General features: G+C 38.3%; 28 protein-coding genes. 23 read left to right on the forward strand and 5 right to left on the reverse strand.

The features are described 5' to 3' along the window. Positions 1 to 24 precede the first annotated feature (24 nt). Positions 25 to 537 carry a GNAT family N-acetyltransferase gene (locus AC3WJG_RS18150; RefSeq protein ID WP_176524107.1) on the forward strand — a complete coding sequence of 171 codons (513 nt, stop codon included), beginning with the start codon at positions 25 to 27 and terminating at the stop codon, positions 535 to 537. A gap of 36 nt (positions 538 to 573) precedes the next feature. On the opposite strand, the gene AC3WJG_RS18155 is transcribed toward AC3WJG_RS18150, so the two are convergent. Continuing rightward, a complete protein-coding gene (locus tag AC3WJG_RS18155) occupies positions 574 to 861 on the reverse strand; it encodes a phospholipase (protein ID WP_308011539.1) in 288 nt (95 codons plus the stop codon). A gap of 99 nt (positions 862 to 960) precedes the next feature. Next, positions 961 to 1,392 (reverse strand): MarR family winged helix-turn-helix transcriptional regulator, encoded by a 432-nt coding sequence (locus AC3WJG_RS18160; RefSeq protein WP_060747353.1) that lies wholly within the window; start codon positions 1,390 to 1,392, stop codon positions 961 to 963. A gap of 190 nt (positions 1,393 to 1,582) precedes the next feature. Here AC3WJG_RS18160 and AC3WJG_RS18165 point away from each other — a divergent pair, with 190 nt between their 5' ends. The 3 genes from AC3WJG_RS18165 (at position 1,583) to AC3WJG_RS18175 (ending at position 3,785) form a co-directional block, all read left to right on the forward strand. Further along, complete coding sequence (locus AC3WJG_RS18165) at positions 1,583 to 1,987, forward strand: CidA/LrgA family protein (protein ID WP_043982144.1); 405 nt, start codon at positions 1,583 to 1,585, stop codon at positions 1,985 to 1,987. After that, complete coding sequence (locus AC3WJG_RS18170; protein ID WP_337134036.1) at positions 1,957 to 2,649, forward strand: LrgB family protein; 693 nt, start codon at positions 1,957 to 1,959, stop codon at positions 2,647 to 2,649. The genes AC3WJG_RS18165 and AC3WJG_RS18170 overlap by 31 nt, the downstream gene beginning before the upstream one ends. A gap of 263 nt (positions 2,650 to 2,912) precedes the next feature. Continuing rightward, complete coding sequence (locus AC3WJG_RS18175; protein ID WP_060747351.1) at positions 2,913 to 3,785, forward strand: STAS domain-containing protein; 873 nt, start codon at positions 2,913 to 2,915, stop codon at positions 3,783 to 3,785. A gap of 135 nt (positions 3,786 to 3,920) precedes the next feature. Here the strand turns inward: AC3WJG_RS18175 and AC3WJG_RS18180 are convergent, their stop codons facing one another. Both AC3WJG_RS18180 and AC3WJG_RS18185 read right to left on the reverse strand, forming a co-directional pair. After that, on the reverse strand, positions 3,921 to 4,397 hold the full coding sequence (locus AC3WJG_RS18180; protein WP_337134035.1) for a hypothetical protein: 477 nt from the start codon (positions 4,395 to 4,397) through the stop codon (positions 3,921 to 3,923). 68 nt (positions 4,398 to 4,465) lie between these two features. After that, positions 4,466 to 5,038 carry a GNAT family N-acetyltransferase gene (locus AC3WJG_RS18185; RefSeq protein ID WP_014460341.1) on the reverse strand — a complete coding sequence of 191 codons (573 nt, stop codon included), beginning with the start codon at positions 5,036 to 5,038 and terminating at the stop codon, positions 4,466 to 4,468. A gap of 240 nt (positions 5,039 to 5,278) precedes the next feature. Here AC3WJG_RS18185 and AC3WJG_RS18190 point away from each other — a divergent pair, with 240 nt between their 5' ends. The 13 genes from AC3WJG_RS18190 to AC3WJG_RS18250 all read left to right on the forward strand — a co-directional run bounded on the left by AC3WJG_RS18190 (position 5,279) and on the right by AC3WJG_RS18250 (position 18,332). Further along, a complete protein-coding gene (locus AC3WJG_RS18190) occupies positions 5,279 to 7,516 on the forward strand; it encodes a glycosyltransferase family 39 protein (RefSeq protein WP_337134034.1) in 2,238 nt (745 codons plus the stop codon). A gap of 13 nt (positions 7,517 to 7,529) precedes the next feature. Beyond that, on the forward strand, positions 7,530 to 8,495 hold the full coding sequence (locus AC3WJG_RS18195; RefSeq protein ID WP_028408710.1) for a glycosyltransferase family 2 protein: 966 nt from the start codon (positions 7,530 to 7,532) through the stop codon (positions 8,493 to 8,495). After that, positions 8,488 to 8,892 (forward strand): GtrA family protein, encoded by a 405-nt coding sequence (locus AC3WJG_RS18200; protein ID WP_221840438.1) that lies wholly within the window; start codon positions 8,488 to 8,490, stop codon positions 8,890 to 8,892. Before AC3WJG_RS18195 ends, AC3WJG_RS18200 begins: the two co-directional genes overlap by 8 nt. After that, entirely contained in the window at positions 8,889 to 9,779 is an 891-nt protein-coding gene (gene galU, locus AC3WJG_RS18205) for a UTP--glucose-1-phosphate uridylyltransferase GalU (protein ID WP_221840439.1), read from the forward strand. The genes AC3WJG_RS18200 and galU overlap by 4 nt, the downstream gene beginning before the upstream one ends. 141 nt (positions 9,780 to 9,920) lie before the next feature. Beyond that, a complete protein-coding gene (locus AC3WJG_RS18210; protein WP_221840440.1) occupies positions 9,921 to 10,595 on the forward strand; it encodes a response regulator transcription factor in 675 nt (224 codons plus the stop codon). A gap of 1 nt (position 10,596) precedes the next feature. Then, positions 10,597 to 11,976, forward strand: coding sequence for a sensor histidine kinase (locus AC3WJG_RS18215; protein ID WP_028408706.1), 1,380 nt, complete (start codon positions 10,597 to 10,599; stop codon positions 11,974 to 11,976). Between the two features lie 372 nt (positions 11,977 to 12,348). Beyond that, the gene (locus tag AC3WJG_RS18220; protein WP_013056824.1) at positions 12,349 to 12,513 is read left to right on the forward strand and encodes a YezD family protein; all 165 of its coding nucleotides are present in this window, start codon (positions 12,349 to 12,351) and stop codon (positions 12,511 to 12,513) included. Between the two features lie 344 nt (positions 12,514 to 12,857). Next, positions 12,858 to 13,010, forward strand: a complete 153-nt coding sequence (locus AC3WJG_RS18225; RefSeq protein WP_034275894.1) for a Fur-regulated basic protein FbpA — start codon at positions 12,858 to 12,860, stop codon at positions 13,008 to 13,010. A 251-nt stretch (positions 13,011 to 13,261) separates the two neighbouring features. Then, positions 13,262 to 14,326: a sulfate ABC transporter substrate-binding protein gene (locus tag AC3WJG_RS18230; protein WP_025752130.1), complete on the forward strand. Its 1,065-nt coding sequence runs from the start codon at positions 13,262 to 13,264 to the stop codon at positions 14,324 to 14,326. Between the two features lie 93 nt (positions 14,327 to 14,419). Next, positions 14,420 to 15,256, forward strand: coding sequence for a sulfate ABC transporter permease subunit CysT (cysT, locus tag AC3WJG_RS18235; protein WP_337134033.1), 837 nt, complete (start codon positions 14,420 to 14,422; stop codon positions 15,254 to 15,256). A gap of 12 nt (positions 15,257 to 15,268) precedes the next feature. After that, positions 15,269 to 16,135 (forward strand): sulfate ABC transporter permease subunit CysW, encoded by an 867-nt coding sequence (gene cysW / locus AC3WJG_RS18240; RefSeq protein WP_028408705.1) that lies wholly within the window; start codon positions 15,269 to 15,271, stop codon positions 16,133 to 16,135. 19 nt (positions 16,136 to 16,154) lie between these two features. Continuing rightward, positions 16,155 to 17,228 (forward strand): sulfate/molybdate ABC transporter ATP-binding protein, encoded by a 1,074-nt coding sequence (locus tag AC3WJG_RS18245; protein WP_028408704.1) that lies wholly within the window; start codon positions 16,155 to 16,157, stop codon positions 17,226 to 17,228. 108 nt (positions 17,229 to 17,336) lie between these two features. Further along, the gene (locus AC3WJG_RS18250; RefSeq protein ID WP_034275891.1) at positions 17,337 to 18,332 is read left to right on the forward strand and encodes a ketoacyl-ACP synthase III; all 996 of its coding nucleotides are present in this window, start codon (positions 17,337 to 17,339) and stop codon (positions 18,330 to 18,332) included. 149 nt (positions 18,333 to 18,481) lie between these two features. On the opposite strand, the gene AC3WJG_RS18255 is transcribed toward AC3WJG_RS18250, so the two are convergent. Then, entirely contained in the window at positions 18,482 to 19,321 is an 840-nt protein-coding gene (locus AC3WJG_RS18255; protein WP_028408702.1) for a YitT family protein, read from the reverse strand. Between the two features lie 248 nt (positions 19,322 to 19,569). On the opposite strand from AC3WJG_RS18255, the gene AC3WJG_RS18260 reads away from it, so the two are divergent. From AC3WJG_RS18260 to AC3WJG_RS18285, 6 genes are all read left to right on the forward strand, one after another. Then, positions 19,570 to 19,923, forward strand: a complete 354-nt coding sequence (locus AC3WJG_RS18260) for a YolD-like family protein (protein WP_060745768.1) — start codon at positions 19,570 to 19,572, stop codon at positions 19,921 to 19,923. Between the two features lie 122 nt (positions 19,924 to 20,045). After that, positions 20,046 to 20,186: a hypothetical protein gene (locus tag AC3WJG_RS18265; protein ID WP_013056833.1), complete on the forward strand. Its 141-nt coding sequence runs from the start codon at positions 20,046 to 20,048 to the stop codon at positions 20,184 to 20,186. A 381-nt stretch (positions 20,187 to 20,567) separates the two neighbouring features. After that, positions 20,568 to 21,320, forward strand: coding sequence for a DeoR/GlpR family DNA-binding transcription regulator (locus AC3WJG_RS18270; protein WP_013056834.1), 753 nt, complete (start codon positions 20,568 to 20,570; stop codon positions 21,318 to 21,320). Then, positions 21,317 to 22,231, forward strand: a complete 915-nt coding sequence (gene pfkB / locus AC3WJG_RS18275) for a 1-phosphofructokinase (protein WP_025752144.1) — start codon at positions 21,317 to 21,319, stop codon at positions 22,229 to 22,231. Before AC3WJG_RS18270 ends, pfkB begins: the two co-directional genes overlap by 4 nt. A 12-nt stretch (positions 22,232 to 22,243) precedes the next feature. Continuing rightward, on the forward strand, positions 22,244 to 24,115 hold the full coding sequence (locus AC3WJG_RS18280) for a PTS fructose transporter subunit IIABC (RefSeq protein WP_013056836.1): 1,872 nt from the start codon (positions 22,244 to 22,246) through the stop codon (positions 24,113 to 24,115). 195 nt (positions 24,116 to 24,310) lie between these two features. Then, positions 24,311 to 25,693, forward strand: a complete 1,383-nt coding sequence (locus tag AC3WJG_RS18285; RefSeq protein WP_013082960.1) for an aspartate kinase — start codon at positions 24,311 to 24,313, stop codon at positions 25,691 to 25,693. Positions 25,694 to 25,791: the final 98 nt, after the last annotated feature.

Below are 25,791 nucleotides of genomic sequence, written 5' to 3' on the forward strand. Positions count from 1 at the left end.
AGGCACGTGGAAACCCCCGTTTTAATGAAACCAGATGCAGCTTATAAAGAGGCTTATATGAACTTTTATCATGAATGGAAAGCAAGCGGAGAAAAAATGATTCCGTGGGTAATTGCTAAAGAACCTGCTTACTTTGAAAAAATGGTTCAAGAGTTGTTAGATGCAGAAAAAGGGATCGGGTTAAAAAAAGGATATGTACCCGATTCCACCTACTGGCTAATGCATCACGAAAAAGTAATAGGCGTAGTTAATATCCGCCATGAGCTAAGTGAAATACTGCGAAACAGCGGAGGACATATAGGTTATGGTATTCGGCCGAGCGAAAGACAAAAAGGATATGCGAAGCTGCTACTGAAGTTATCTGTTCAAGAAATTAAAAAGCTGGGAGTTCAACGGGCATTAGTTGTGTGTGATGATTGGAACACCGCTTCTCGTCGAACTATTCTGGCAAACGGTGGTGTACAAGACGAGGATTATATAGAAGAGGACGGAACTGTCGTTCAACGCTTTTGGATTCACACGGATAAAATGGCATAAGAAAGAGGTGAATTTTTCAATTCTCCTCTTTTATGCTTAGTCATATTGTTTTAAAGCTAACTTCAGTCGCATATAGGTATACATGGCGTATGCCTGTCTTCCTTTTAAACTGTACGGATTTGCTTTGGAGCAAAGACAGTCAAGAAATTGCTCATCACATGAGCGGCATGATCCGTAATCTTCATAGCATAAATCATGGTATTTGCAGCAGCAGTCTACATCGTTTACCGGACATCCGGGACCACTGCATCCGGGACCACACCATTTATAGCCGGGGAAGAGGCAGGGCGCGGCTTTCCGTTTGTTCGGAACAGACATAATCATACATCCTTTTCAATAGTCTCTTTACATTAAATGCAAAAAAGAGAAAAGAGACAGGGACAAACACCTTGCAGCAGCAGCCTAATTTTCATGAATTTCTATTTAATCGATAAATGCGTCATTCATCCGCATTAATAGTTTGCCAAACAGCTCCTTTTCTTCATTTGACCATTCCTTTAACATACTATGATAGCGTTCAAGGCGCATTTGCTTATCAGTTTGCAGCATTTTTTTTCCACGTGGTGTGATGTCAAATAGGCTGACGCGTCCATCCGAAGGATCAGAGGAACGGGAAATAAACTTTTTATTTTCTAAAGCAGATGCTTGTCTAGACAGAGTTGAAATGTCGAGTTTAAATGCTTCTGCCAGCTCTTTTACACGAGCTGGTCCAAATTCATCTAATTGCCGCAATAATAAATAAGCTGATCTTTCTAGATTTCCTATTTTATTTTCAGAATTATCAAGATAGACGGCTCGTCTAATAAAGGTAGTAAGCTCATATTCAATCAATTCAATTGAATTTTTTTCTTGCATTATAATCTCTCCTTACAAAATCATTCATTGACAAAGAAATATATACTTGTATAATACAAATGTATATATAGTTGTATAGTACAAGTAAAAGTAGGTAAAGTAAAGGATGTTTATATAGTTAAATGTTAGACAACATGACAAAATAAAGAGAGGAGGACAGCTGTTCTTATCTATAGGACAGCGACCTATAATGAAAGTGATACGAATCATTTTACAAATCGCGATTCTTTATGCTTTTTCTATGATTGGCGAAGCTGTTCACCACATGCTTCACCTGCCTATTCCAGGCAGTATTATAGGCTTAATTTTAATGCTCATTTGCTTAACGTGCAAAGTTGTTCCCATCAAAGTGATTGAAGACGGAGCAAGCTTCTTGTTATCTTTTTTACCTTTATTATTCATACCAGCTATGGCAGGAGTGATGAATTATCCTTCGCTTCTTTCAAGCAGCGGAGCGATTTTATTTTTAATTATTGTGCTTAGTACAATCATTACGATGGCTGCCGCGGGGGCTGCCAGTCAACTTTTAGAAAAGAAAGCGAACAAACGAAAGGAGAAACAACAGTGCAAGAATTCTTTATCGCGCTCTTTATAATCATAGCTACAGTTGCTCTGTATCTAGTCATGGCAAAAATATACGTACGGTTCTCTTACCCAATCCTTATTCCAGTTTTAACTACAACCGTATTCGTTATTCTTCTTTTGCTTGCCTTTCATATTTCCTATGATGAGTATATGATTGGAGGCAAATGGATTAATTCACTTCTGGGGCCAGCGGTTGTTGCATTAGCGTATCCACTGTATAAACAGCGTGAGATGCTAGTAAAATACAGCATTCCTATTATTGGAGGAGTGTTTGTAGGATTATTTGCAGGCATGATTAGCGGACTCGTGTTCGCTGAAGTATTCGGCGTTGACCGAAGCCTGATTTTATCCATTATTCCTAAGTCTATTACCACTCCCGTTGCAATTCAAATTGCCACGGGACTAGGAGGGGTTCCATCCATGACTGTGGTATTTGTTATGATTGCAGGCTTTTCGGGAGTAATTCTTGGACCTTTACTTTTAAAGTGGATTCGTATTAAAAGTTCTTTAGGAAAAGGAATTGCCCTAGGCAGCGCTTCTCATGCGCTAGGAACTTCTAAAGCATTTGAATACGGTGAACTAACGGTATCGATGAGCTCGGTATCAATGACGTTAAGTGCTGTACTGGGGTCGGTTTTTGGGCCGATTGTTGTCTGGCTATTCCAAGTGTAAAGTGAGATAAGTAAATACAGAAAACAATCCTGTTTGAGTTCAAACAGGATTGTTTTCTCTGTCAAATTACGAATTTTATTCGCAGCAAACTTTCAGTTGTGCGGCTCTTGCTCTGGTACTATAATAAAAAGAAAGAAAATTCATAAAATAACCGCTTTTTTGTTATTTTTAGGAAGGCTAGTCAATTGTCGGTTGGGTAAGTAGGCTTAGTCAAGGTTATATACGCAGTAAAAATAGCAGAAAAGAGGAGCTGAGCGTATTTTATGAAAGAGGAACTCGTGTATATAGGAAAAAAGATTATTGAACATAAATATAGCTTGTCAGAAAAATTAGCCGAACGATTAGATTCTACGCATACGCTAAGTCTAGAGGAATTGAAGGAAAAGAAAATTTTGAAGTGGCGAGTGTTAATCATGGAATACTTTGGAAGATCCCTATTTGAAGAACAAGAGGATGTACTTAAACTTGTTAAAGAATGGGCACTAGAAACGGGAAAATATGCGGTAGAAAAAAATATTCCGTTAGAAAAAGCACTGGGTACCTTACCAATCTATCGCAGCGTTATTTGGGATGTATTTACAAGAGAACTAGAGGAGCATCAGTTTGCTGCAATTACTATGCTGCATGTCAGTGAACGGATTGATCCGCTTTTAGATACGGTAACGTGTGTTTTTGGTCAAATTTATGACGAGCATAATCGATACATGATGAATTTAGCTTATACGTCACTAGAAGAACTGTCAGTTCCGCTTGTACCTGTCACAAAAGGGATTGCTATTATGCCGATTATTGGAGAAATTGATACCCACCGCTCGCAAGTTATGATGGAAACCTGCTTGAAAAAAGGGACAAGCCTTCAATTATCCTATCTTATTTTGGATATTTCAGGTGTCGTGATTATTGATACAATGGTAGCAGATAATCTGTTCAAAATTCATCGATCTCTCAAATTAGTAGGAGTGGAAGCTATTATAACAGGGATACGACCGGAAATTGCCCAAACGGTAGTGAAACTAGGAATTGATTTTAATCAAATTAAAACAGAAGCAAATTTAGAAGCAGCGCTTTTAAAAATTGGTTTTAGACGTCCTGAAGAACATAGCCGCACGCATGTGTCATCACGGCGAATAAAATGACCGGAGATGAACACGCGGCACCTGTGTTACATATGTAGAGATTCATTCTTCTAAACGTCGGTAGGAAATATGGATTTCAGCAGATAGAAAGTAAGCGCATAGTAAAAAAGCGGATGTTAATTAACATCCGCTTTTTTACTTAATAAATGCCATATGCCATGGCAGCACGAAAGCATAAACGAGGAAGTATACCACTATTGAATAGATAAAAAACCAGCCGTTTAAATGCATATAGCCACTTTTAATCATTCCGTATTCTATGAGTAGTGAACCAGCGCAAAAGAGAAGTGATAAAACCCATTTATTTTTAGCTGTTAAGTAAGTCAAAAATAAAATGGAAAGGGAAGGTGGAATAAATGTATAGCTTAGAATATCTCCAAGTCCTGTAACTTTTGGATCTCCCAAATCAATCATGTTAAAAACACGCATAATGATAACATCACAAAGCCATCCGACAAATCCAACTACGCTAAACGTGATATAAAAATCTCGCCAAGTTAGCTGTCGTTTAAATAAAACAAGGGCAAGAATAAATAAACATAAACTAACGGTAATAGGAAACCACAAACCATGTGCAGATAAGTCTAAATGCTGAATTGCTTGCTCCAACATTGTTCACCTCAAAAGGAAGAGTTAGTGTTGAAGTTAGCCTATGTTATGGAAAGTATTTTATACATTTTCTACGCGTTGCGTGTATATTCTTCTCGCAAGATTGAATATAACTTTAAGTCTTGGTGAGCTCCCTTAATAAACATGGCTTTTCGAATCGTTCCTTCATAAGACATGCCGATCTTTTTCATCACTTTCTCAGAAGCGGCATTTTCAACAAAGCACCTCGCCTGAATGCGCACTAAATCCATTTCTTCAAATCCAAACGCAATTACTTTTTCAGCTGCTTCCGTAACAAATCCCTTATTCCAATATGCTTCAGAAATCGCATAGCCAATTTCCGCAATGCGATGAGTAGGGTTCCAAGTGACAAAGTCAATGGTGCCAATACATTTTTTTAAGGCTTTGATTTCCATAGCCCAAGGAGAAATGGATTGGTTGCTGTACTGCTTTAAAACGAAGGAAACAAACTCTTTTGTATCTTGAAGCTTTCGGTGCTTTTCCCAATTTACATATCTGCTTACCTTTTCATTTGAGGCATATTCAAACATGTCACGCACATCTTTTTTTGTAACTTTCCTCAAGCGGAGTCTTTCGGTTTCTAGTGTGGGTAAATTTCCGTATATATCTTTTACTTGAATCATAAAGTTGTCTCCTTTCCCAGCAAGAAGTGGATGAAGTGTTGATAATAATGTTTCATAGAAGCTGCAGCATTCCAAGAATACGCTTTCTATTTCATTTGCTTGATTCTTTAATTGTAAAATATTTCATTGGTGAGTGTAAGAGGTCAAATGGGTTTTAAAAAAATAAAAAATTATTTTTCCTGTTCATAATCAGTTCACATATGCTTGTTAGACTAAAGTCAGAAATTACGAAGGAGTGAAATGAAACACATGAACAGTGAAGTGAAAGAAGAACGAACTTCAAATAAAAAAAGAATAGACTTATTTTTAGTTCCCATTGTTTTAATTGCAGCGTTTTTGAACTTATTTAAAATTTGGACAGATGAATACGCCAATGCTTATTACACGGCAGCTGTCAAAAGTATGCTTCAAAGTTTTCATAATTTCTTTTATGCATCTTTTGATCCAGGAGGCTATGTAACGATTGATAAGCCGCCGGTTGTATTTTGGATTCAGACAATTAGCGCCAAAATATTTGGATTTTACGGATGGAGCGTCATTCTACCGCAAGCATTGGCAGGCATCGGTTCAGTCCTTTTACTATACGTGCTCGTAAAACGTACGTTTGGCGTATGGGCTGGGAGATTTGCTGCTCTTGCCATGGCTCTGACGCCAATTGTGCCTGCGGTAAGCCGAACAAATAATATCGATAGTATGCTTGTATTTACATTACTAGTAGCAACGTGGATGTTATTTCGTGCTGTGCGTACGGCTAAATTTGGCTGGGTGTTAGCAGCTTTTGCGATGATTGGTGTTGCATTTAATATGAAAATGCTTCAAGCATACATGGTTTTACCAGCATTTTATGTTTTCTATGTAGTGGCAACCAAAATCACTTGGAAAAAGAAAATTGCTTTTTTGACAACAGCGACTGCACTAATGCTCGCGGTTTCTGTCTCATGGGCAGTTGTGGTAGATTCTACTTCTGCTGATAAGCGCCCTTATATGGGAAGCAGTCAAACAAATTCAGTTCTAGAGCTTGCTTTCGGATATAACGGTATTAATCGTTTAACTGGAAATACAAGCGTGACGGGAAGCGGTCATAAACAGCCTGCTCAAACTGAGCAGCAAACAGCAAGCAGTGAAACAAAACAAACTAGTAATTCAAGTGCTGATTCTTCACAAAGCTCAAATCAAAGAAAGAGCAGCTCTTCTCAAAAGATGCAGGCTCCAGGTGGAGGGAATCAAAACGGAATGTTCAACACGGGGAATCCTGGTCCATTCCGACTATTTCAAAAAGGGCTATCAGATCAAATCAGCTGGTTATTACCATTTGTAATCTTTTCAATCGTGGGTCTATTTGCCGGAGTAAAATTTAAAGGGCCTTACACGACAAAACAAAAAGAAAGTTTATTTTGGTTAGCGTGGCTGCTACCAGTAGCTGTTTTCTTTAGTATCGCAGGATTTTTCCATCAGTATTATTTAATTATGCTGGCACCTCCAATCGCTGCATTTGCCGGAGCGGGAGCAGTAGCTTTATGGAGCGTGTACAAACAGCATAATGGCTGGAAATCATGGCTGCTGCCAGGTGGTATTTTAACAACAGCAGCACTTCAAGTATATATTATGTCTCCTTATGTCAGCTCAATCGGCGTAGCGCCAATTGCAGGTGTAGGAGCACTGGGCGTCATTTTAGCTCTTGTTTTAGCTGTTCGTAAACAGCGTAAAAATTCGTTGACGAACTACCTAGGAGCCGCAGCGATGGTTGTCTTACTTGCGATGCCGGCGTACTGGGCGATGACACCAATTATTTATGGTGGAAATAGCATGCTTCCATCAGCAGGTCCTGATTCTTCAAGCGGTATGGGAGGACCTCCAAGCACAGCTACAAATAGCAAACAATCTGGTTTTAACGGCATGCAGCCTCCAGGAAGCTCTAGCGGCAATTCATCATCGAACAATCAAATGCAGCCGCCAAGCGGTTCATCAAACGGCGGTCAAATGCCGGGCGGTTCGTCCAATAATGGTCAAATGCAGCCGCCAAGCGGTTCGTCCAATAATAGTCAAATGCCAAATAGCTCTTCAAGCAAATCATCCTCTTCAAAACGAAAAAGTGGAGGGATGAACGCAGAAGTAAACCAAAAGCTACTAAACTATTTAACAAAAAATAATACAGGCGAAAAATATTTATTTGCCACAACGGACTCAACTTCAGCTGCACCTTACATTATCAAAACGGGCAAGCCAGTAATGGCAATGGGTGGATTTAGCGGTTCAGATCCAATTTTAACGGTAAGTAAATTAAAAGCCATGATTAAAAAAGGTGAAGTGAAATATTTCTACCTGTCTGGAATGGGCAAGGGAGGTCAATCTGACGTTATCACTTGGATTAAAGACAATAGTAAGGAGATTCCTTCTTCCAAATGGCAGTCTACGTCATCAAGTGCTCAGCAAGGGCCATCTGGAAACGGAACACTATACGAAATAACGCTTAAATAAGGAGGGCATGAACATGAGTTCCATTGTTAAATATTCTATTGTTATTCCTGTCTACAACGAACAAGAAGTGATTCATGAAACCTACCGCCGTCTCACAGAAGTGATGCGTTCAACGAAAGAAGCTTACGAGCTTCTTTTCGTGAACGACGGCAGTAGAGATCGAACAGCAGAAATCATTAAAGAGTACAGTGAGCAAGACCCAGCGGTTGTTTTATTAGATTTTGCTCGTAACTTTGGTCATCAAATTGCTATTACAGCGGGTATGGATTATGCAAGAGGAGAGGCGGTCGTTGTGATTGATGCTGATTTGCAAGATCCGCCCGAATTGATTTTAGAGATGATTGAAAAATGGAAGCAAGGGTTTGACGTTGTATACGCTAAGCGTACAAAGCGAAAAGGAGAAACATACTTTAAAAAACAAACGGCTGCTATGTTTTATCGCTTCTTACGTGCGATGACCGATATTGATATTCCACTTGATACAGGGGATTTCCGTTTGCTAGATCGCAAAGTGTGCAATCAAATGAATAGCATTCAAGAAAAAAATCGCTTTGTTCGCGGATTAGTAAGCTGGGTTGGCTTTAAGCAAACAGCAGTAGAATATGAGCGAGACGAGCGTTTGGCCGGGGAGTCGAAATACCCTTTAAAAAAGATGCTGAAGCTTTCAATGGATGGTATTACATCTTTTTCATATAAGCCATTAAAGCTAGCTAGCTATGCTGGTGTAACTCTATCTGGTATCGGCTTTATTTATCTTTTAGTAGTGCTGTATTTGAAGTTATTTACAGACAGCACCATCACCGGGTGGTCGTCATTAATTGTCATTCAGCTATTCTTTAGCGGCATCATTTTAATTATTCTTGGTATGATTGGAGAATATATTGGCCGCATCTACGATGAAACAAAAAATCGTCCACTCTATATCGTCCGTGAAAAGTATCAGCTTGAAACACGCAAGGAAGTATCACTTCGTGACTAACAAATGGATATCTTTTATTAAATTTGCGTTAGTAGGAGTTGCAAATACACTGATTGATTTTGTAGTATACGCACTTTTAACAACAATCGGTGTTAACTACATACTAGCGCAGTGGATTTCATACAGTGCGGGCATCTTAAACAGTTATATCATGAATCGCAAATGGACGTTTGAGAGAAAAGAAAAAAGCAGTAAGCGTGAGGTGATTTCATTCGTGATCGTAAATTTGATCACTTTATCCCTAACATCATTTCTGTTGACTGTTCTATACAATAAATGGGGTATATCGCTGCTAATCAGTAAACTTTTAATTACAATCGCAAGTGTCGGTATCAACTTTATTGGTACTAAATTATTTGTATTTACTACTAAAAAAGAAAGAGGGATTCATATATGACGATAAAAAAAGCAGTTATTCCAGTAGGCGGTTTAGGAACTCGATTTTTGCCAGCGACAAAAGCGCAGCCGAAAGAAATGCTGCCAATTGTCGATAAGCCTGCTGTACAATATATTGTAGAAGAAGCTGTGAAATCAGGCATTGAAAGTATTATTTTTATTACAGGGCGAAACAAAAAATCAATTGAAGACCATTTTGATAAATCAATTGAGTTAGAGCAAATGCTTGAAGAAAAACACAAGTTTGACATGTTAAAAGAAGTACAAACGATCTCATCAATGGCCAGCATTCACTATATTCGTCAAAAAGAGCCGTTAGGACTCGGTCATGCTATTCTTTGTGCCGAACAGTTTATTGGAGATGAGCCGTTTGCTGTTCTTCTTGGAGACGATATTATGACTTCTGAAGAACCTGCGCTCAAACAGATGATCCAAGCGTATGAAACGACTAATCAATCAGTTATCGGAGTTCAAAAAGTGGATGTTGAAGAGGTATCAAAATACGGAATCATTCAGCCGGAAAATAAATCTGGCAGCCTTCATGAAGTGAATGACTTGATTGAAAAACCATCGATAGAACAAGCTCCGTCAACTATTGCCGTTATGGGCCGCTACATTTTAAATCCTTCTATTTTTTCTTATCTAAAAACGATTGAAAGAGGGGTAGGAAATGAATTACAATTAACAGATGCACTGCGTGTGGTATGTGAAAAAGAGCGATTGTTTGCTCTTGAACTGGAAGGGCAGCGCTTTGATATTGGAGATAAGGTAGGCTATATGAAAGCGATGGTAGAAGTTGCGTTAAAGCGCAGAGATTTACGTCACACGTTTTTATCGTATTTGGAGGGAATTGTAGAAAAAGAACGAGCAAACAACTTCAGTCACTAAGCGTTAATCAGTTTGTTCATATTCAGTTCATATTTGAAGTATAAAATCATTGTATGATCTTATGCGGCTCTCTGTTTGGTATAAACAGAGAGCTTACTGTGCGTAAAAGCTGGACAAACTTAGGAATAGGGAGAGACATGTATGATTCAAATATTAGTTGCAGATGATGATCAACATATTCGAGAGCTGATATCATTATATTTAGAAAATCAAGGATTTAAAATTATAAAAGCAGCAGATGGTGAAGAAGCATGGACGAAAATGGAAGAGTTTCGAATTGATCTAGCAGTCGTTGATATCATGATGCCATTTAAAGACGGATGGGAACTAACAAAGGAAATTAAGGAGTATTTTGATATACCGGTTTTAATGGTAACAGCTAGAGGCGAATCGCATGATAAGCTAAAAGGATTTGATATCGGAACAGACGACTATATCGTGAAGCCTTTTGATCCTCAGGAAATGGTTGCTCGTGTAAAGGCTCTTTTACGCAGGTACCGAGTAGAAGCTAACAATGTAATCTATATGGGGAATATAAAACTAGACCGTACCAAATTAGAGATGAGTGCAGGAGAAACAAGCGAACAGCTGCCGTTAAAAGAGTTTGAATTACTGTTCACGCTCGTTAGTTCTCCAGGAAAGATTTTTACTCGTGATCAGCTTATTCAATTAATTTGGGGATATGATTATGAAGGCGATGAGCGCACGGTAGACGTTCACATAAAACGTCTGCGAGAGAGGCTTAATCATATGAAAAACGTCGGTATGGAAATCAAAACAATTCGCGGATTAGGTTATAGAGCAGAAGGGTGTTAACGTGAAATCAATTTATGTAAAGCTGGTTCTGTCGTTCATCATTACAATTTTATTGAGCGTTGTGATTACCGTTGTCGTTACGACATTTCTTAGCAAGCAGAAGCTCGAAATGCGATTAGGTCAGGATATGGTGAAGATGGGAGAAGATTTTATTGATTTGTACGGAGCAGAAGACTCCGACAAAGCTGCAAGGTTTTTATCTAATTCATCATTCATTCATTTTTCGTTTATTATTATTGATGATCAGCATGAAGAAAAAGTATTAGGACAGCCAGGACCGCCTATTCCAATTACACCGAAAGAAGTAGATCAAGTATTAGACGGGAAGCGTTATTCTAATTTAAACGAGGAAAAAGATGATCGTCCACAGCCAAACGTAGTGGGTCTTCCTTTTAAAGAAAATGGACGGTCGTATGCTCTATTTATTCAGTCTCATCCACAGCGGCAATTTTCAGTTATTCAAGATGTTCAAAATATCCAGCTTATTACGATTTTATTAGTGGGTATTGTATTATTTGCATATGTTTCAATGATTATTATTAAACCGATTAAGCGTCTCAGTACAGCGATGAAAGTGGTCGGACAAGGCGAATACAATGTGCAAGTCGAGCACGCAGCGAATGATGAAATCGGTCTGTTAACTAAAAATTTCAATCAAATGACTAAAGAATTAAACAAAATAGAAACGATGAGGCAAGAGTTCATTGCTAGCGTTTCGCATGAAATTCAATCACCGCTGACCTCTATTCGCGGTTTTTCAGCGGCACTTAAAGATGATATCGTCAGTGAAGATAAAAAGATACAATATTTAACGATTATTGAAAAAGAAAGTACAAGACTTTCTCAGCTTAGTTCCAATTTGTTAAAGCTTGCTTCTCTAGACTCTGAACATCAAACGCTAATGCTGCAGCCATACCGCCTGGATGAACAAATCAGGCATGTGGTCATGGCTTTAGAACCTCAGTGGACAAAAAAGAACATAGAAATTGATCTTGATTTATCCAATGTTCAAATGGAAGCAGACAAAGATTTGTTAGAGCAAGTGTGGCTAAACTTAGTAACAAATGCTATTAAATATACGCCTGAACATGGATTTGTGAAAATATCCATTTCTCTAAAAAACGAAGAAATAGACGTGAAAATAAAGGACAATGGAATTGGTATTGCCGAAGAAGATCAAAAATATATTTTTGAAAGCTTTTATAAAGTAGATAAATCGAGAACGTTAAAAGGAAGCGGCCTCGGTCTAGCCATTACAAAAAAAATTGTTCGGCTGCATGAGGGCGCAATACGTGTTGAAAGCAAAAAAGAACAAGGAAGCATCTTTACGGTAACCCTGCCTATCCAAAAAAATAGGACTAAAAAAGACTCGTCTGTGTAAGTTCATGCAGATGAGTCTTTTTTATTAGGTCAAAGATATAAAAAAATTTAATAATATCTATTTATTTTTTTAATCCCTACTTGACATATAGGTAAAGTGTAAATAATATAGATAGTATAAATCTTTTGAAAAAATTGGGATGCTAAAGAAGCTGATCGGTCAACCGAAGGCTCATACTTGTTCGCTACTAGTGTGGGCCTTTTCTGTACATTGGTTGTGGTCATTAAAATCTCAATCTTCAACTGAACATATGGGGAGGATTACCATGTATTTATCTTCTGCACATTATACAAGTACTTATAGATGTTGTTCGCTTTGTTTATTCAACTGCAACTAAAATATAAATTTATCTATGAATAGGAGAATGATAAAATGGCTTCAATTACACAAGAAAAATTAGATTATATTGTTAAATTACTAACTGAAATCAACTATGGATCTGTACTAATTACTCTTCACGACGGACAAATTACTCAAGTGGACAGTACGGAAAAAAACCGCTTTTTAGCTAAAAGCAAAGTAGCAAGCCACAAATAAGTCTAGTTAAATACTTTCTCCACAAACATGGAAGAGACGGCCTAGCTATTGAAGTCTTTGGCAGCAAAGCGGGAGTACTGTATCAAGTATAGAAAATATGCATATCCAAAGAATAATTGACTTTTTATTGATGGAAGATTTAGAATTTTTCGAATTAAAATTGTGTTATAGGTTGTCTAAGTATAACGATGAGAAGTGTAAAGCTGCTGAAGCAGCAGCTTTATACTTTTTAAAATGATAAAGATCTGACAGTTTCATCCTTGTGCTGATCGGGTTACCGAAGGCTTCTAACCTATGTTAGAAGCCTTTTTTATTTTTAGATGAATAGAATAGGAGGAATAAAGATGGAAAATTTATTACGAGCAGCGGTGCGGCAAAGAAAACAATACCTCATTGAAGAGTTATTAAAAAAAGGGGTTTACAAAAAAGAAAACCATCATCTTTTTGAACTCACGCTCTCTGACTTAGAAAAAGAGTATCAGACACGCAGTAAGTAAGGAAAACACGTAAAAAGAACTAAAATAAGTGTAAAAAAGATTAAAAACCTAGTTGACTAATAGGTAAAGTGTGTTTATTATAAAAACAAGAATAAATTGTCTTTTCAGAAAGTATCTTCTTTTTATTCTTACGAATAAATTTAATAAGAATAATTTAAGAGCATATACGCTGATCAGACTAACTGAAGGCTGCTTCTCTTTTCAAAGAGATAGCGGCCTTTTTGTATTTTTTATAAAAAGGGGAGTAAAACATGAAGAAAAAAGCAGTTCAGTTTTTAATGGTGCTAACAGCACTGCTCGTCGTACTAGCAGGTTGCGGCAATGGGAAATCTACTGAAACAGCAGGGAAAGATAGTTCTGCGAGTAAAAACGATTCAAAAAAACCAGTAGAGCTTTTAAACGTTTCATATGATCCTACACGTGAACTTTATCAGGAGTTCAATAAGAGTTTTGCATCTTATTGGAAAGATAAAACAGGGCAAGACGTTACTATCAAGCAATCACACGGTGGCTCTGGTAAGCAAGGTAGAGCAGTAATTGACGGTTTAGAAGCGGATGTCGTAACGCTGGCGCTTGCATACGATATTGATGAAATCGCTCAAACTCGCCAATTATTAAACAAAGACTGGGAAAAAGAATTGGCTCATAATTCTACACCATACACATCAACAATTGTTTTTTTAGTTCGTAAAGGAAATCCAAAGGGAATTAAAGATTGGGATGATTTAACGAAAAAAGGTACATCCGTTATTACACCAAATCCAAAAACGTCTGGAGGCGCACGCTGGAATTATTTAGCGGCTTGGGCATACGCGAAGAATAAATATAACGGAGATAACAAAAAGATTGAAGACTTCATGAGTAAACTTTATGGAAATGTCGAAGTGTTAGACTCAGGCGCACGCGGAGCGACAACTACATTTGTAGAACGGGGCATTGGAGACGTGTTAATTGCATGGGAAAATGAAGCTTACTTATCGTTAAATGAGCTAGGAAAAGATAAATTTGAAATTGTAACACCGTCATTGAGTATTTTAGCAGAACCGCCTGTTGCTGTAGTAGATAAAGTAGCTGAAAAGAAAGGCACAACAAAGGTAGCAAAAGCATACTTGAAATATCTATATACAGAAAAAGGTCAGGAAATCGCAGCGGAAAACTACTATCGTCCTCGAAATGAAAAAATATTAGAGAAACACAAAGATCAATTTCCTTCTCTTAACCTAGTCACCATTAAAGATTTTGGCGGCTGGAAAAAAGCTCAAGAAACTCATTTTAACGATGGAGGAACATTCGATCAGATTTATCAGCCAAAGTAATATGATGCATTAAAAAAGTAAATGAGGAAGATACGAATGGTAATTCGTATCTTCTGTGTATATGTATCTTGAAAGCAGAGAGAGGTGTAAGACGTGAGCGTGTTACAACGACAGAAGAAAAAGAAAAGCATCTTACCTGGATTTGGGCTTTCTTTAGGTTTTACGATGTTTTATGCAAGTATCCTTGTGCTTTTTCCGTTAGCTATGATTTTTTTAAATACGGCATCTATGGGATGGAGCGACTTTATTAAAACTGTTACAGACTCTAGAGTAGTAGCATCATATAAATTAAGTTTTGGAGCAGCATTTGCAGCAGGGATTATTAATGTTATTTTTGGAACTATTATTGCATGGGTATTAGTGAGATATCATTTTCCTGGAAAGAGGTTTATTGATGGACTTGTAGATTTGCCGTTTGCTTTACCAACGGCTGTTGCCGGCATTGCCTTGACCACTCTTTACGTTCCGAAAGGATGGATTGGTCAATTATTTACGTTTAAAATCGCATTTACGCCTATCGGAATTATTATCGCTCTGACGTTTATTGGTCTGCCGTTTGTTGTCCGAATGGTGCAGCCAGTATTGCAAAACTTTAATGCGGAGATCGAAGAAGCATCTGCTAGCTTAGGAGCCAGCCGAATGCAAACGTTCAGAAAAGTTATTTTTCCAGAGCTGGTGCCTGCTATTTTAACAGGTTGTTCTCTTTCATTCGCAAGAGCGCTTGGAGAATACGGGTCAGTTGTTTTTATTGCTGGAAATATGCCGATGAAAACTGAAATTACGCCGCTTATTATTATGACAAAACTCGAGCAGTACGATTATGCGGGCGCTACTGCTATTGCATCAGTCATGCTCGTTGTATCATTTTTTCTGTTATTACTTATTAATATTATTCAATGGTGGACAAATCGTAAATTTGTACATAGTTAAGGAGGGATGACATTGGCAGGACATGTTCCAATGCAGCATGCAAAAACGACTGTTAAACTTAATCATTCTAGTTTAAAAGAGCCCAAAGTCGTCCAGTGGCTGCTTACATTTATTGCACTGGCTTTTTTAGCTCTATTCTTAGTGCTCCCGCTCATCACCATTTTTATGACAGCTTTTCAAAAAGGGTGGGAAACGTATCTTGCTGCGATTACGAATCCGGATGCTTTGGCTGCTATTAAACTAACGCTAATTGTGGTGCTTATTACCGTTCCTTTAAATGCCATTTTCGGCGTGGTAGCTGCATGGTTAATTACAAAGTTTGATTTTAAAGGAAAGAATATTTTAATTACGCTTATTGATTTGCCGTTTGCTGTTTCGCCTGTTATTGCTGGATTGATTTTTATTTTATTATTTGGTGCACAAGGGTTATTCGGAGAATGGTTGTTTAATCACGACATCAAAATTGTCTTTGCTATTCCCGGTATTATATTAGCTACTCTTTTTGTAACGCTGCCGTTTGTTGCTAAAGAATTGATTCCTCTTATGCAAGCTCAAGGGTCAGCCGAAGAAGAAGCGTCGTTAACGTTAGGAGCCAGCGGTTTCAAAACTTTTTTTCTAGTGACGTTACCTAATATTAAATGGGGCTTATTATATGGCATTATCTTATGTAATGCGCGGGCGATTGGAGAGTTTGGAGCTGTTTCCGTTGTGTCTGGGCACATTCGAGGAATGACAAATACGATGCCTCTTCATATTGAAATTCTCTACAATGAATATCAATTTGCAGCAGCGTTTGCGGTAGCATCTTTAATGTCAGTTCTGGCTATTTTTACATTAATTGTAAAAAATATTATTGAGTGGAAAGCCAAACATATTTGAATAGGAAGGAGCTTATGAGATGAGTATCCATATTAAGCACGTATCAAAGAACTTTGGTGATTTTAAAGCGCTGGATTCTATTAACATTGATATTCAAACGGGTGAATTAGTAGCTTTACTCGGTCCGTCCGGTTCTGGAAAAACATCTTTGCTTCGTATCATTGCCGGTCTTGAACATCTTGATCAAGGAGCTATTTTATTTGATGGAAAGGAAATTACGCACATAAATCCAAAAGAGCGGAATGTAGGGTTTGTTTTTCAACACTATGCTTTGTTCAGGCATATGACTGTGTTTGATAACATTGCGTATGGTTTAAAAGTACGACCTAAAAAAACAAGGCCTTCTAAAACAGATATTACTAAGAAAGTAACCGAGCTGCTGCAGCTTGTTAAACTAGAGCCGCTTGCAAATCGCTATCCCTCTCAATTATCGGGCGGACAGCGCCAGCGAGTAGCGCTTGCTCGAGCGTTAGCAGTAGAACCGAAAGTACTGCTATTAGATGAACCTTTTGGCGCTTTGGATGCAAAAGTTCGCAAGGATTTGCGCAGATGGCTGCGTAAATTGCATAATGATTTTCATATTACGAGTATTTTCGTTACGCATGATCAAGAAGAAGCTTTAGATGTGGCCGATCGTATTGTTGTGATGAACAACGGAAAAATTGAGCAGATTGGAAGTCCTGAGGAAGTATATGATCATCCTAACAGTCCATTTGTGTACGATTTTCTAGGGAACGTCAATTTATTCAAGGGCCGCATTCATAAAGGCAGACTAAAACAAGGAAGCTTTGAAATGGATGTTCCAGAATTCCGCGGAAGAAATGAAGAAGCAGCTGTTGGATATGTACGACCTCATGATATTCACCTTGAAAAGGTAAAAACAAGCGCAGATGCTGTTTCTGCAACCGTTAGCCATATTCATGTGATAGGTCCTATCGTGCAAATTGAATTAAAAAGAGAAGATGCAGAAGAATTTTTAGAAGCTGAATTAAGCAAAGAGCACTATAAAGTCCTCAGCCTTCAAGTGGGAGAGCAGGTGTATGTAAAGCCTAAGCAGCTAAAAGTATTTATTCCAGAAGATTATTCTATTTAATAAAAAGCGTAAAGGGTATGCCTTTGCGCTTTTTATCTGCTAATAAATTAGTACCAGATATTAAAAGTAGGTGTTATAATTAAGTATCAACTGATTTGAGGTGGAGAAATGATACAGTCAAAAGCTAGAATTACGGGAATGGGGATATATACACCAAAGCAAAAATTAACGAACGACCATTTAAAAGAAATGGTTGATACAAGTGACGAATGGATTGTACAGCGTACGGGAATGAAAGAACGACGAATTGCAGGGGAAGGCGAATACACGTCCACGCTTGCCATTCAAGCCGTTGAAAATTTGCTTAACCGATATGATGTAAAAATAGAAGATGTAGATGCAATTATTGTTTCGACAACAACGCCGGATCACTTTTTTCCTAGCGTAGCATGTCAGGTTCAAGATTACTTTCATATTGATCAAGCTGCTGCATTTGATCTAAGTGCCGCATGCGCCGGTTTTACATATGGACTTCATGTGGCGAACGGCTTAGTGACGTCGGGATTGCATAAAAAGATTTTAGTTATTGGTGCTGAAGTCATGTCGAAAATTACAGATTATACGGACCGGGCCACATGCGTGCTGTTTGGTGACGGAGCGGGGGCTATGCTTGTAGAGTACGATGAGCATAATCCAAGTTTCTTAGGATGTCACTACGGAACGGACGGAAGCGGAGGGGGAAATTTATATCGTTCTAACTTATCTAATACTCTTTCAGGAAAAGAAATTAACTCGAGCGGGAATTTAGTTCAAAACGGGCGTGAAGTATACCGCTTTGCTGTACGAACGATTCCAAAAGGAGTAGAAGCATTATTAAAGAATACTTCCATTTCTCTTTCTGATGTAAACTGGTTTATTCCGCACAGTGCAAACCTTCGAATGATTGAAGCTATTTGTGCTAAAACAGGTGTTTCAATGGATAAAACGTTAACGAGTGTGCAATACTGCGGAAATACGTCTTCCGCTTCTATTCCGCTTGCTTTAAACGAAGGAATAATGACAGGAAAAGTACAGGATAATGACCTCCTTATTCTCTATGGGTTTGGAGGAGGATTAACGCACTGCGGTCTGTTAATTAAATGGACGTGTAAAGAAAAAAGCTAAAAGGCATCGCCTTTTAGCTTTTTAGATTTTCACTACAGAGCTTTTTATTGTCGTTACAAGAGAGTTTATTCTTTTTATAACGGCAGGTTTACTGTATTTTCAGCGCAAACATATATAATAGAAAAAAACCGCTTTTTTACAGCGGGTTTTCAGCCGGCTTTTGGAATAGTAAAACCTACTCCAAAGACGTCGCGCACATCGTGTACGACCACAAAAGCTTGTTCGTCGACTTTATGAATAATACGCTTTAATTCTAGCAGTTCTTGTTTGTTCACAACTACGTACAATACGTCTTTTGCTTCTTTTGTATAGCTTCCATGAGCGGAAAAGACAGTGACGCCGCGCTGCATCTTTTTATTGACTTGTTCGGCTACTTCAGCTGAACGGTGTGAAATAATAGTGATTGCTTTGCGAGGGTTGAGTCCTTCAATGATATAATCAAGCACTTTCGTTCCGATGTAAAGAGAAATAATCGTATACATCGTCTTTTCTCCACCGATGACAAAATAAGCGCTTGCTACCACTAATAAATCAATTGCCAGCATCGTTTTGCTAATATTCCAGTCTAGATATTGATTAGCTAAGCGGGCAATAACTGCAGAGCCTCCGGAAGTTCCGCCGCCTCTAAACACAAGTCCGAGTCCTACCCCAGCTAAAATACCAGCAAAAATAGCCCCCAGTAGCGTATCGTCAAGAGGATTTCCCAGTCCTTCAGTTATATGTAGGAATAGAGACGTGAAAATAATACATATAATTGTGTAAACAATCACACGTTTATGAAGCAATTTGTATCCGATTAGTACCAGCAAACCGTTTAATATAAAGTTTGTGATACCCGGAGACCAGCCTAATACATAATAGGTAATCATTGTTACACCGGTTACGCCGCCTTCTGCTAATTCATTTGGAATAGCAAAGTAATTAATGGCCAGTGCGAAAATGAGGCTCCCTAGAATAATGAGGATAATTTCTTTTATTTTATTAATCATGAACGTTACCTCCAATCATCAAAAACTCCGAAAACACAGTCATGACAATGTATTATACCAACTCTAGAGACCGAATTAAAGATGGGATATTATTATTTTTTTAAAAATCAGTTTCTGCTATTAACATAAAATCTTTTGACAGTTTTTATGGAGTATGAAAAAATGAATTGTTTGCTTTTATTTTGATTAAAAAGTTTTGCAATGAGAATGTTCGTTCGGTAAAATAGAAGCAAGAGTCAAGGGGGAGAATGAACGTGTATCAAGATGAATTAAAACAGTATGCGAAGTTAGTAATGCCCGAGCATTTAGAGAAAATGAAGAAAATGTACAGTCCCGATGGGCATAAGCAGTCCTTAGGGTTGAAAAAAGAAAAGATTGAGCATATTGAAAATGTCATTATGAACAGTTACTCGGAGCATCATCCAGTAACGCTTCACGTCTATGAAGCAGGACATATTCAAAGGTATGAACGAGTGACGATTGATAAAGTCTCGCTGCAGTCGAATATGCTGATGGTTACAGGCCCTTGTTATACATATTCGATTCGAGCGGATGCAGTAATTGAAGCAGATGTATGGAAAGATGAAAGCTACTCTAGCTAAGAGTAGCTTTTTTGTTCGTTTTGTATCTTTTTTTTAACGCATGCATACAATACATAAAAGCATATTCTGCGAGTAGTAACTTCTAGCTACTAGGAAATTTTAATTAAAGAAGGGATCATTGTATGCAAAATGAAAAAACTCAAGTAAGAGAGATCGAATTAACGCAGTTCATTAAGAAAAGACTCGTTCGTTTTATCTCAAGTTTAGCTATTTCTTCTGCCCTTGCTTCCATATTATATATGCTTCTATTTTTATTTAAATGATGGGTCACTTTGAGTTGTCCAAAAAGGTGGACAACTTTTTTGGTGTGTAGGCTTTTACGAAATCAGGACAAGCTATGGCTGATTCAGTCAGAAAAATTCAATCGGTCAAGAAATAGTCAAAAACAGTCATAGCTAATTGAGTAGAAAAAAACCTTTACATATAATGAGAAAAGTAGACAAATTCTTGAATTACCAGCATATTTCCTTTTGTGTTAACTATTATTAAACCAAATGCAAATTTAACTATTCGTTCAAAAAACTTTATTTTGTAATTAAAAAAATGAATGTTTTTGATTTTTTATGATTGATTTTGAATGTAAACCGTGATAAAGTAAGTACATGAAATAAATGAAAACGCTTTTTTGAAAAAGGAGCTAGAACATGTTAACGCCGGAGAGACATCAACTAATCTTAAAACTTTTAAAAGAGAAAGAACTTGTAAAAGTACAAGAGTTTATCGAAGTTACAGGCGCTTCGGAATCCACCATTAGAAGAGACTTAAGTCAACTAGAAGAAGAGCAAATGCTCAAACGTGTTCACGGTGGCGCTTCGCTTATTCGCAGTAAACGAATCGAACTGAGCGTTATCGAAAAATCTGCTAAAAATGTTCAAGATAAACGAAATATTGCAGAGTATGCGGCTTCCATTATAAATGAAGGTGACTGTATTTTTTTAGATGCAGGAACTACAACATATGAAATGATTCCTTTTTTAAAGCAAAAAGATGTAGTAGTCGTGACAAATGGTTTAATGCATTTAAACCCGATGCTAGAACAAGGTATTACCCTCTATTTAATTGGGGGATCTGTTAAACATAAAACGGGCGCTTTAATTGGCAATGGAGCTCTTTTAAGTCTTGAGCAATATCGTTTTGATAAGTGCTTTATGGGAGCGAATGGGATTCATCATCAATATGGATATACAACTCCTGACCCAGAAGAAGCATTGATCAAGCAAACGGCAATGAAGCTGTCTAGAGAATCGTATATTTTATCAGATTCCACTAAGTTTTTTGAAACAAGCTTTGCGAAAATAGCCGATTTACATGAAGCAAAAATTATAACAAATGACGTACCTAGCGATGTACTTATACAGTATGCAAACAAAACAGACATAAAGGTTGTGAAATCATGATTTATACATGTACGTTGAACCCATCCGTTGATTACGTAGTACATGTTTCAGCATTCGAAGAAGGCGGGCTTAACCGTACAACGAATGAAGCCAAGTTTCCAGGAGGAAAAGGCATTAACGTCTCTCGCGTTTTAAAGCGATTAGGTGTTGATAATAAAGCCCTCGGTTTTGTAGCCGGCTTTACAGGAACCTATATCGAAGACTACTTAAAAGCGGAGAATATCGAAACAGCTTTTACAAGAGTTGAGGGAGATACCCGTATTAACGTAAAGTTAAAAACAGAAAAAGAAACAGAAATTAACGGTCAAGGACCTGCTATTACAGACGAAGCGCTTCAGTCTTTATTGACTCAAGTAAAACAAATGACTGAAGGCGATATCTTCGTATTAGCGGGGAGTATACCGAAAACGCTTCCAAGTTCTGTGTATGAAACGTTAACTGAACTAGCAGCAGCGAACGGAGTAAAAGTTGTAGTAGATGCAAGTGGAAAAACTTTGCTAGACGTCGTGTCTCACAAGCCGTTTTTTATCAAACCGAACCATCATGAACTTGCAGAATTGTTTGATGTAGAAGTAAACAGTGCAGAAGATGCGCTAGTATACGGTAAGAAGCTCGTGGAACAAGGAGCGCAAAACGTTGTTGTGTCTATGGCAGGTGATGGAGCACTGCTTATTAACGAAAGCGGTGTCTACAGTGCCACAGTCCCTAAAGGAACGGTAAAAAATTCTGTTGGAGCTGGCGATTCACTTGTAGCTGGATTTATTGCTTCTTATGTAAAACAAGGGGATTTATTAGAAGCTTTTCAAACAGGAGTAGCTTCAGGAAGTGCCACAGCATTCTCACTTGAATTATGTACAGCAGAAGATGTAAAGACGCTTCGTGAACAAGTGTCAATCACAAAGGTAGAGTAGGGGGAAACGAGAATGAGAATTACTGAATTATTAAAAAAAGATACAATCATTCTTGATTTAAAAAGCACGTCAAAAGCTGATGTTATTGATGAATTAGTTGGAAAATTAGACGAAGCTGGTCGCTTAAGCGACCGAGCTGGCTATAAAGAAGCAATTTTAAATCGTGAATCTCAAAGTACAACGGGAATTGGAGAAGGCATTGCCATTCCGCATGCGAAAACAAGCTCGGTAAAAACACCGGCCATTGCATTTGGACGCTCAACAGAAGGTATCGATTATGAATCATTAGACGGACAGCCTGCACACTTATTCTTCATGATTGCAGCGAGTGAAGGCGCAAATAACGCTCACTTAGAAACACTATCTCGTTTGTCTACGTTATTAATGGACGAATCATTCCGAAAAACGTTGCTAACAGCATCATCAATTGATGAAGTCATTAAAGCAATTGATGATAAAGAAACTGAAAATGAAGCGCCGGAAGAGGAAGTAGATACAGCTTCAGATCAATTAGTGCTTGCTGTAACGGCTTGTCCAACGGGAATTGCCCACACATATATGGCAGCGGACAGCTTAAAAGCAAAAGCGAAAGACATGAATGTCACGCTAAAAGTTGAAACAAACGGTTCCAGCGGGGTTAAAAACGCGTTGACGAAGGAAGAAATTGAAAACGCTACCGCTATTATCGTTGCAGCGGACAAGCAAGTAGAAATGGAACGTTTTGCAGGTAAAAAAGTCATTCAAGTTCCAGTAGCTGAAGGAATTCGCAAGCCTGAAGAATTAATTAACCGCGCGTTAAAAGGAGACGCTCCTGTATACAGCGGCGGCGGTGGCAGCAAAGAAGGCGGAGAAAGTAAAGGATCAGAGCGTACAGGGTTTTACAAGCATCTAATGAGCGGTGTATCCGCAATGCTTCCGTTTGTTGTAGGGGGCGGGATTTTAATTGCCATTTCATTTATGTTTGGCATTCACTCAGCAGAACCGAAAGATCCGACGTATAATGCATTTGCAGCAGCATTAAAAACAATTGGCGGAGATAATGCATTCTTCTTACTAGTACCAGTACTAGCAGGGTTCATTGCAATGAGTATTGCTGATCGTCCTGGTTTAGCTCCCGGTATGGTTGCAGGTCTTTTAGCAGCTTCTGGCGGAGGCGGTTTCTTAGGTGGTTTAATCGCTGGTTTCTTAGCAGGTTATGTAGTAGTGGGGTTAAAGAAATTATTCAGCGGCCTGCCGCAAGCGCTTGATGGAATTAAGCCAGTTCTTCTTTATCCGCTATTTGGGATTTTTATCTCAGGGTTGATTATGCTTTATGTTGTAAATGAGCCAGTTAGTGCAATTAACAAAGGATTAACGCACTGGTTAAGTGGATTTGGTACAGGTAACTTAGTATTATTAGGTATTATCTTAGGCGGTATGATGGCGATTGATATGGGTGGTCCTATTAATAAAGCAGCCTTTACATTTGGTATTGCAATGATTGATGCTGGAAACTATGCACCACACGCAGCGATTATGGCAGGCGGTATGGTTCCACCATTAGGTATGGCCATTGCGACAACTTTGTTCAAAAATAAATTTACTCGCCAAGAGCGTGAAACAGGTAAAACGTGTTATGTAATGGGTCTTTCATTTATCACAGAAGGTGCGATTCCATTCGCAGCAGCTGACCCAGGCCGCGTGATTCCGGCATCGGTTATCGGTGCTGCAGTAGCAGGTGCTTTAACAATGATGTTCCACATCGGTTTACCAGCACCACACGGCGGCGTATTCGTTATCGGAATTGTACAAGGAAATCCTCTTTTATATGCACTAGCAATTTTAATTGGTGCAATTGTAACGGCGGTCCTTGTAGGCGTATTAAAAAAGCCAAAAGCAGAATAACAAATAAAGACTGATTTTACATGATGTAAAATCAGTCTTTTTGTGTTTTTCTGGTAGACATTTGTTCTTTATGGGAGTACAATTACGGTAGTATTCCTTTAATTTTTAGAAAAGTTAGATAGATGAGCTTTTCTACTTGATAAAATATGGTACAATAATCGAATATTAAAAACAAAGTAAGGAAGTGTCTCACACATGAAGGTTGCGAAGTTTGGCGGGAGTTCAGTTGCAAGCGCAGAGAAATTTAAACAGGTTGCGCATATTGTAACGTCTGATAAAGAGAGAAAGCTGGTGGTTGTATCAGCTCCGGGTAAGCGATACGGAGAAGATACAAAAATGACAGATTTGCTAATCGCACTTTCTGCCAAAATACAGCTTGGAGAAGATTACGTCGATGAGTTTGGGCAAGTAATTGATCGCTATCGTGAAATCGTTGTGGACTTGTCTATGCCAGAAACGATTATTACTGACATTATTACGAATTTACAATCACTTATTGATTTACATAAAAACGATCCATTTCGCTTATTAGACTGCCTAAAAGCAAGTGGAGAAGATAATAACGCAAAGGTAATGGCTGCTTATTTAAACCATTTAGGTTTTGAAGCTCATTATGTAAATCCAAAAGAAGCAGGTATTTTTGTTTCTGATGAACCCGGAAGAGCAAGAGTGCTTCCACTGTCTTATGAAAAATTACCGCAGCTAAGAGAGCGTTCGGGCATTTTGGTGATTCCAGGATTCTTTGGCTACTCTGAAGAAGGGAACATGGTTACGTTCTCGCGCGGTGGGTCAGATATCACAGGCTCAATTGTAGCAGCAGGAGTAAAAGCTGACTTGTATGAAAACTTTACCGACGTAGATGCTATTTACAGCGTAGATCCACGACTTGTGGAAAAGCCTCATGAAATGAAAGAAGTAACATACAGAGAAATGCGTGAACTATCCTATGCAGGTTTTTCTGTCTTCCATGATGAAGCGCTGGAGCCGGTTTATAAACTAGGCATTCCTGTATGTGTAAAGAATACAAATAATCCGGAAGCAAAGGGCACATTCATTGTAGCTGAGCGTCCTCACGGCGATACACCGGTAGTTGGAATCGCTGGGGATAAAGGTTTTTGCAACATCCACGTGAGCAAATACTTATTAAACCGTGAAATTGGTTTTGGCAGAAGATTACTTGAAATTTTAGAGGATGAAGGTATTTCATACGAACATACCCCTTCAGGAATTGATAATATCTCTGTCATCATGCGCGAGCATCAGCTTACGCCAGATGTGGAAAAGCGCGTATTTGCTCGAATTGAAAAAGAACTTGAAGTAGATGAAATCTTTATTGAACGTGATCTTGCTATGGTTATGGTAGTAGGAGAAGGAATGAATAGCACAGTAGGAATTGCTGCAAAAGCTACAGAAGCTTTTGCTCGTGCTGAAGTAAATCTTGAAATGATCAACCAAGGTTCTTCTGAGGTGAGCATGATGTTTGGTGTGAAAGCAGATGCTTTAGACCGTGCTGTTCAAGCTCTTTACAATACGTATTTTAACAGCATGTACAGTATTTCTTATTCGAATGTAAAATAAACAAGACGAAAAACCCCGCTTTCTTTTTAGAGAGCGGGGTTTTCTAGTGAAGGCGTATAAAAATCAAATTTGTGGACATAAAGGGAAGGAAGAGTGAA

The organism is Priestia sp. FW507-14D1A (genome assembly GCF_058781295.1).

What these genes read in the sequence shown, in the direction of transcription:
- AC3WJG_RS18150 (WP_176524107.1), top strand. Translation starts at nt 25, where the DNA reads ATGAAACCAGATGCAGCTTATAAAGAGGCTTATATGAACTTTTATCAT.
- AC3WJG_RS18155 (WP_308011539.1), bottom strand. Translation starts at nt 861, where the DNA reads ATGATTATGTCTGTTCCGAACAAACGGAAAGCCGCGCCCTGCCTCTTC.
- AC3WJG_RS18160 (WP_060747353.1), bottom strand. Translation starts at nt 1,392, where the DNA reads ATGCAAGAAAAAAATTCAATTGAATTGATTGAATATGAGCTTACTACC.
- AC3WJG_RS18165 (WP_043982144.1), top strand. Translation starts at nt 1,583, where the DNA reads ATGAAAGTGATACGAATCATTTTACAAATCGCGATTCTTTATGCTTTT.
- AC3WJG_RS18175 (WP_060747351.1), top strand. Translation starts at nt 2,913, where the DNA reads ATGAAAGAGGAACTCGTGTATATAGGAAAAAAGATTATTGAACATAAA.
- AC3WJG_RS18180 (WP_337134035.1), bottom strand. Translation starts at nt 4,397, where the DNA reads ATGTTGGAGCAAGCAATTCAGCATTTAGACTTATCTGCACATGGTTTG.
- AC3WJG_RS18185 (WP_014460341.1), bottom strand. Translation starts at nt 5,038, where the DNA reads ATGATTCAAGTAAAAGATATATACGGAAATTTACCCACACTAGAAACC.
- AC3WJG_RS18190 (WP_337134034.1), top strand. Translation starts at nt 5,279, where the DNA reads ATGAAACACATGAACAGTGAAGTGAAAGAAGAACGAACTTCAAATAAA.
- AC3WJG_RS18195 (WP_028408710.1), top strand. Translation starts at nt 7,530, where the DNA reads ATGAGTTCCATTGTTAAATATTCTATTGTTATTCCTGTCTACAACGAA.
- galU (WP_221840439.1), top strand. Translation starts at nt 8,889, where the DNA reads ATGACGATAAAAAAAGCAGTTATTCCAGTAGGCGGTTTAGGAACTCGA.
- AC3WJG_RS18210 (WP_221840440.1), top strand. Translation starts at nt 9,921, where the DNA reads ATGATTCAAATATTAGTTGCAGATGATGATCAACATATTCGAGAGCTG.
- AC3WJG_RS18220 (WP_013056824.1), top strand. Translation starts at nt 12,349, where the DNA reads ATGGCTTCAATTACACAAGAAAAATTAGATTATATTGTTAAATTACTA.
- AC3WJG_RS18225 (WP_034275894.1), top strand. Translation starts at nt 12,858, where the DNA reads ATGGAAAATTTATTACGAGCAGCGGTGCGGCAAAGAAAACAATACCTC.
- AC3WJG_RS18230 (WP_025752130.1), top strand. Translation starts at nt 13,262, where the DNA reads ATGAAGAAAAAAGCAGTTCAGTTTTTAATGGTGCTAACAGCACTGCTC.
- AC3WJG_RS18245 (WP_028408704.1), top strand. Translation starts at nt 16,155, where the DNA reads ATGAGTATCCATATTAAGCACGTATCAAAGAACTTTGGTGATTTTAAA.
- AC3WJG_RS18250 (WP_034275891.1), top strand. Translation starts at nt 17,337, where the DNA reads ATGATACAGTCAAAAGCTAGAATTACGGGAATGGGGATATATACACCA.
- AC3WJG_RS18255 (WP_028408702.1), bottom strand. Translation starts at nt 19,321, where the DNA reads ATGATTAATAAAATAAAAGAAATTATCCTCATTATTCTAGGGAGCCTC.
- AC3WJG_RS18260 (WP_060745768.1), top strand. Translation starts at nt 19,570, where the DNA reads ATGAACGTGTATCAAGATGAATTAAAACAGTATGCGAAGTTAGTAATG.
- AC3WJG_RS18265 (WP_013056833.1), top strand. Translation starts at nt 20,046, where the DNA reads ATGCAAAATGAAAAAACTCAAGTAAGAGAGATCGAATTAACGCAGTTC.
- AC3WJG_RS18270 (WP_013056834.1), top strand. Translation starts at nt 20,568, where the DNA reads ATGTTAACGCCGGAGAGACATCAACTAATCTTAAAACTTTTAAAAGAG.
- pfkB (WP_025752144.1), top strand. Translation starts at nt 21,317, where the DNA reads ATGATTTATACATGTACGTTGAACCCATCCGTTGATTACGTAGTACAT.
- AC3WJG_RS18280 (WP_013056836.1), top strand. Translation starts at nt 22,244, where the DNA reads ATGAGAATTACTGAATTATTAAAAAAAGATACAATCATTCTTGATTTA.
- AC3WJG_RS18285 (WP_013082960.1), top strand. Translation starts at nt 24,311, where the DNA reads ATGAAGGTTGCGAAGTTTGGCGGGAGTTCAGTTGCAAGCGCAGAGAAA.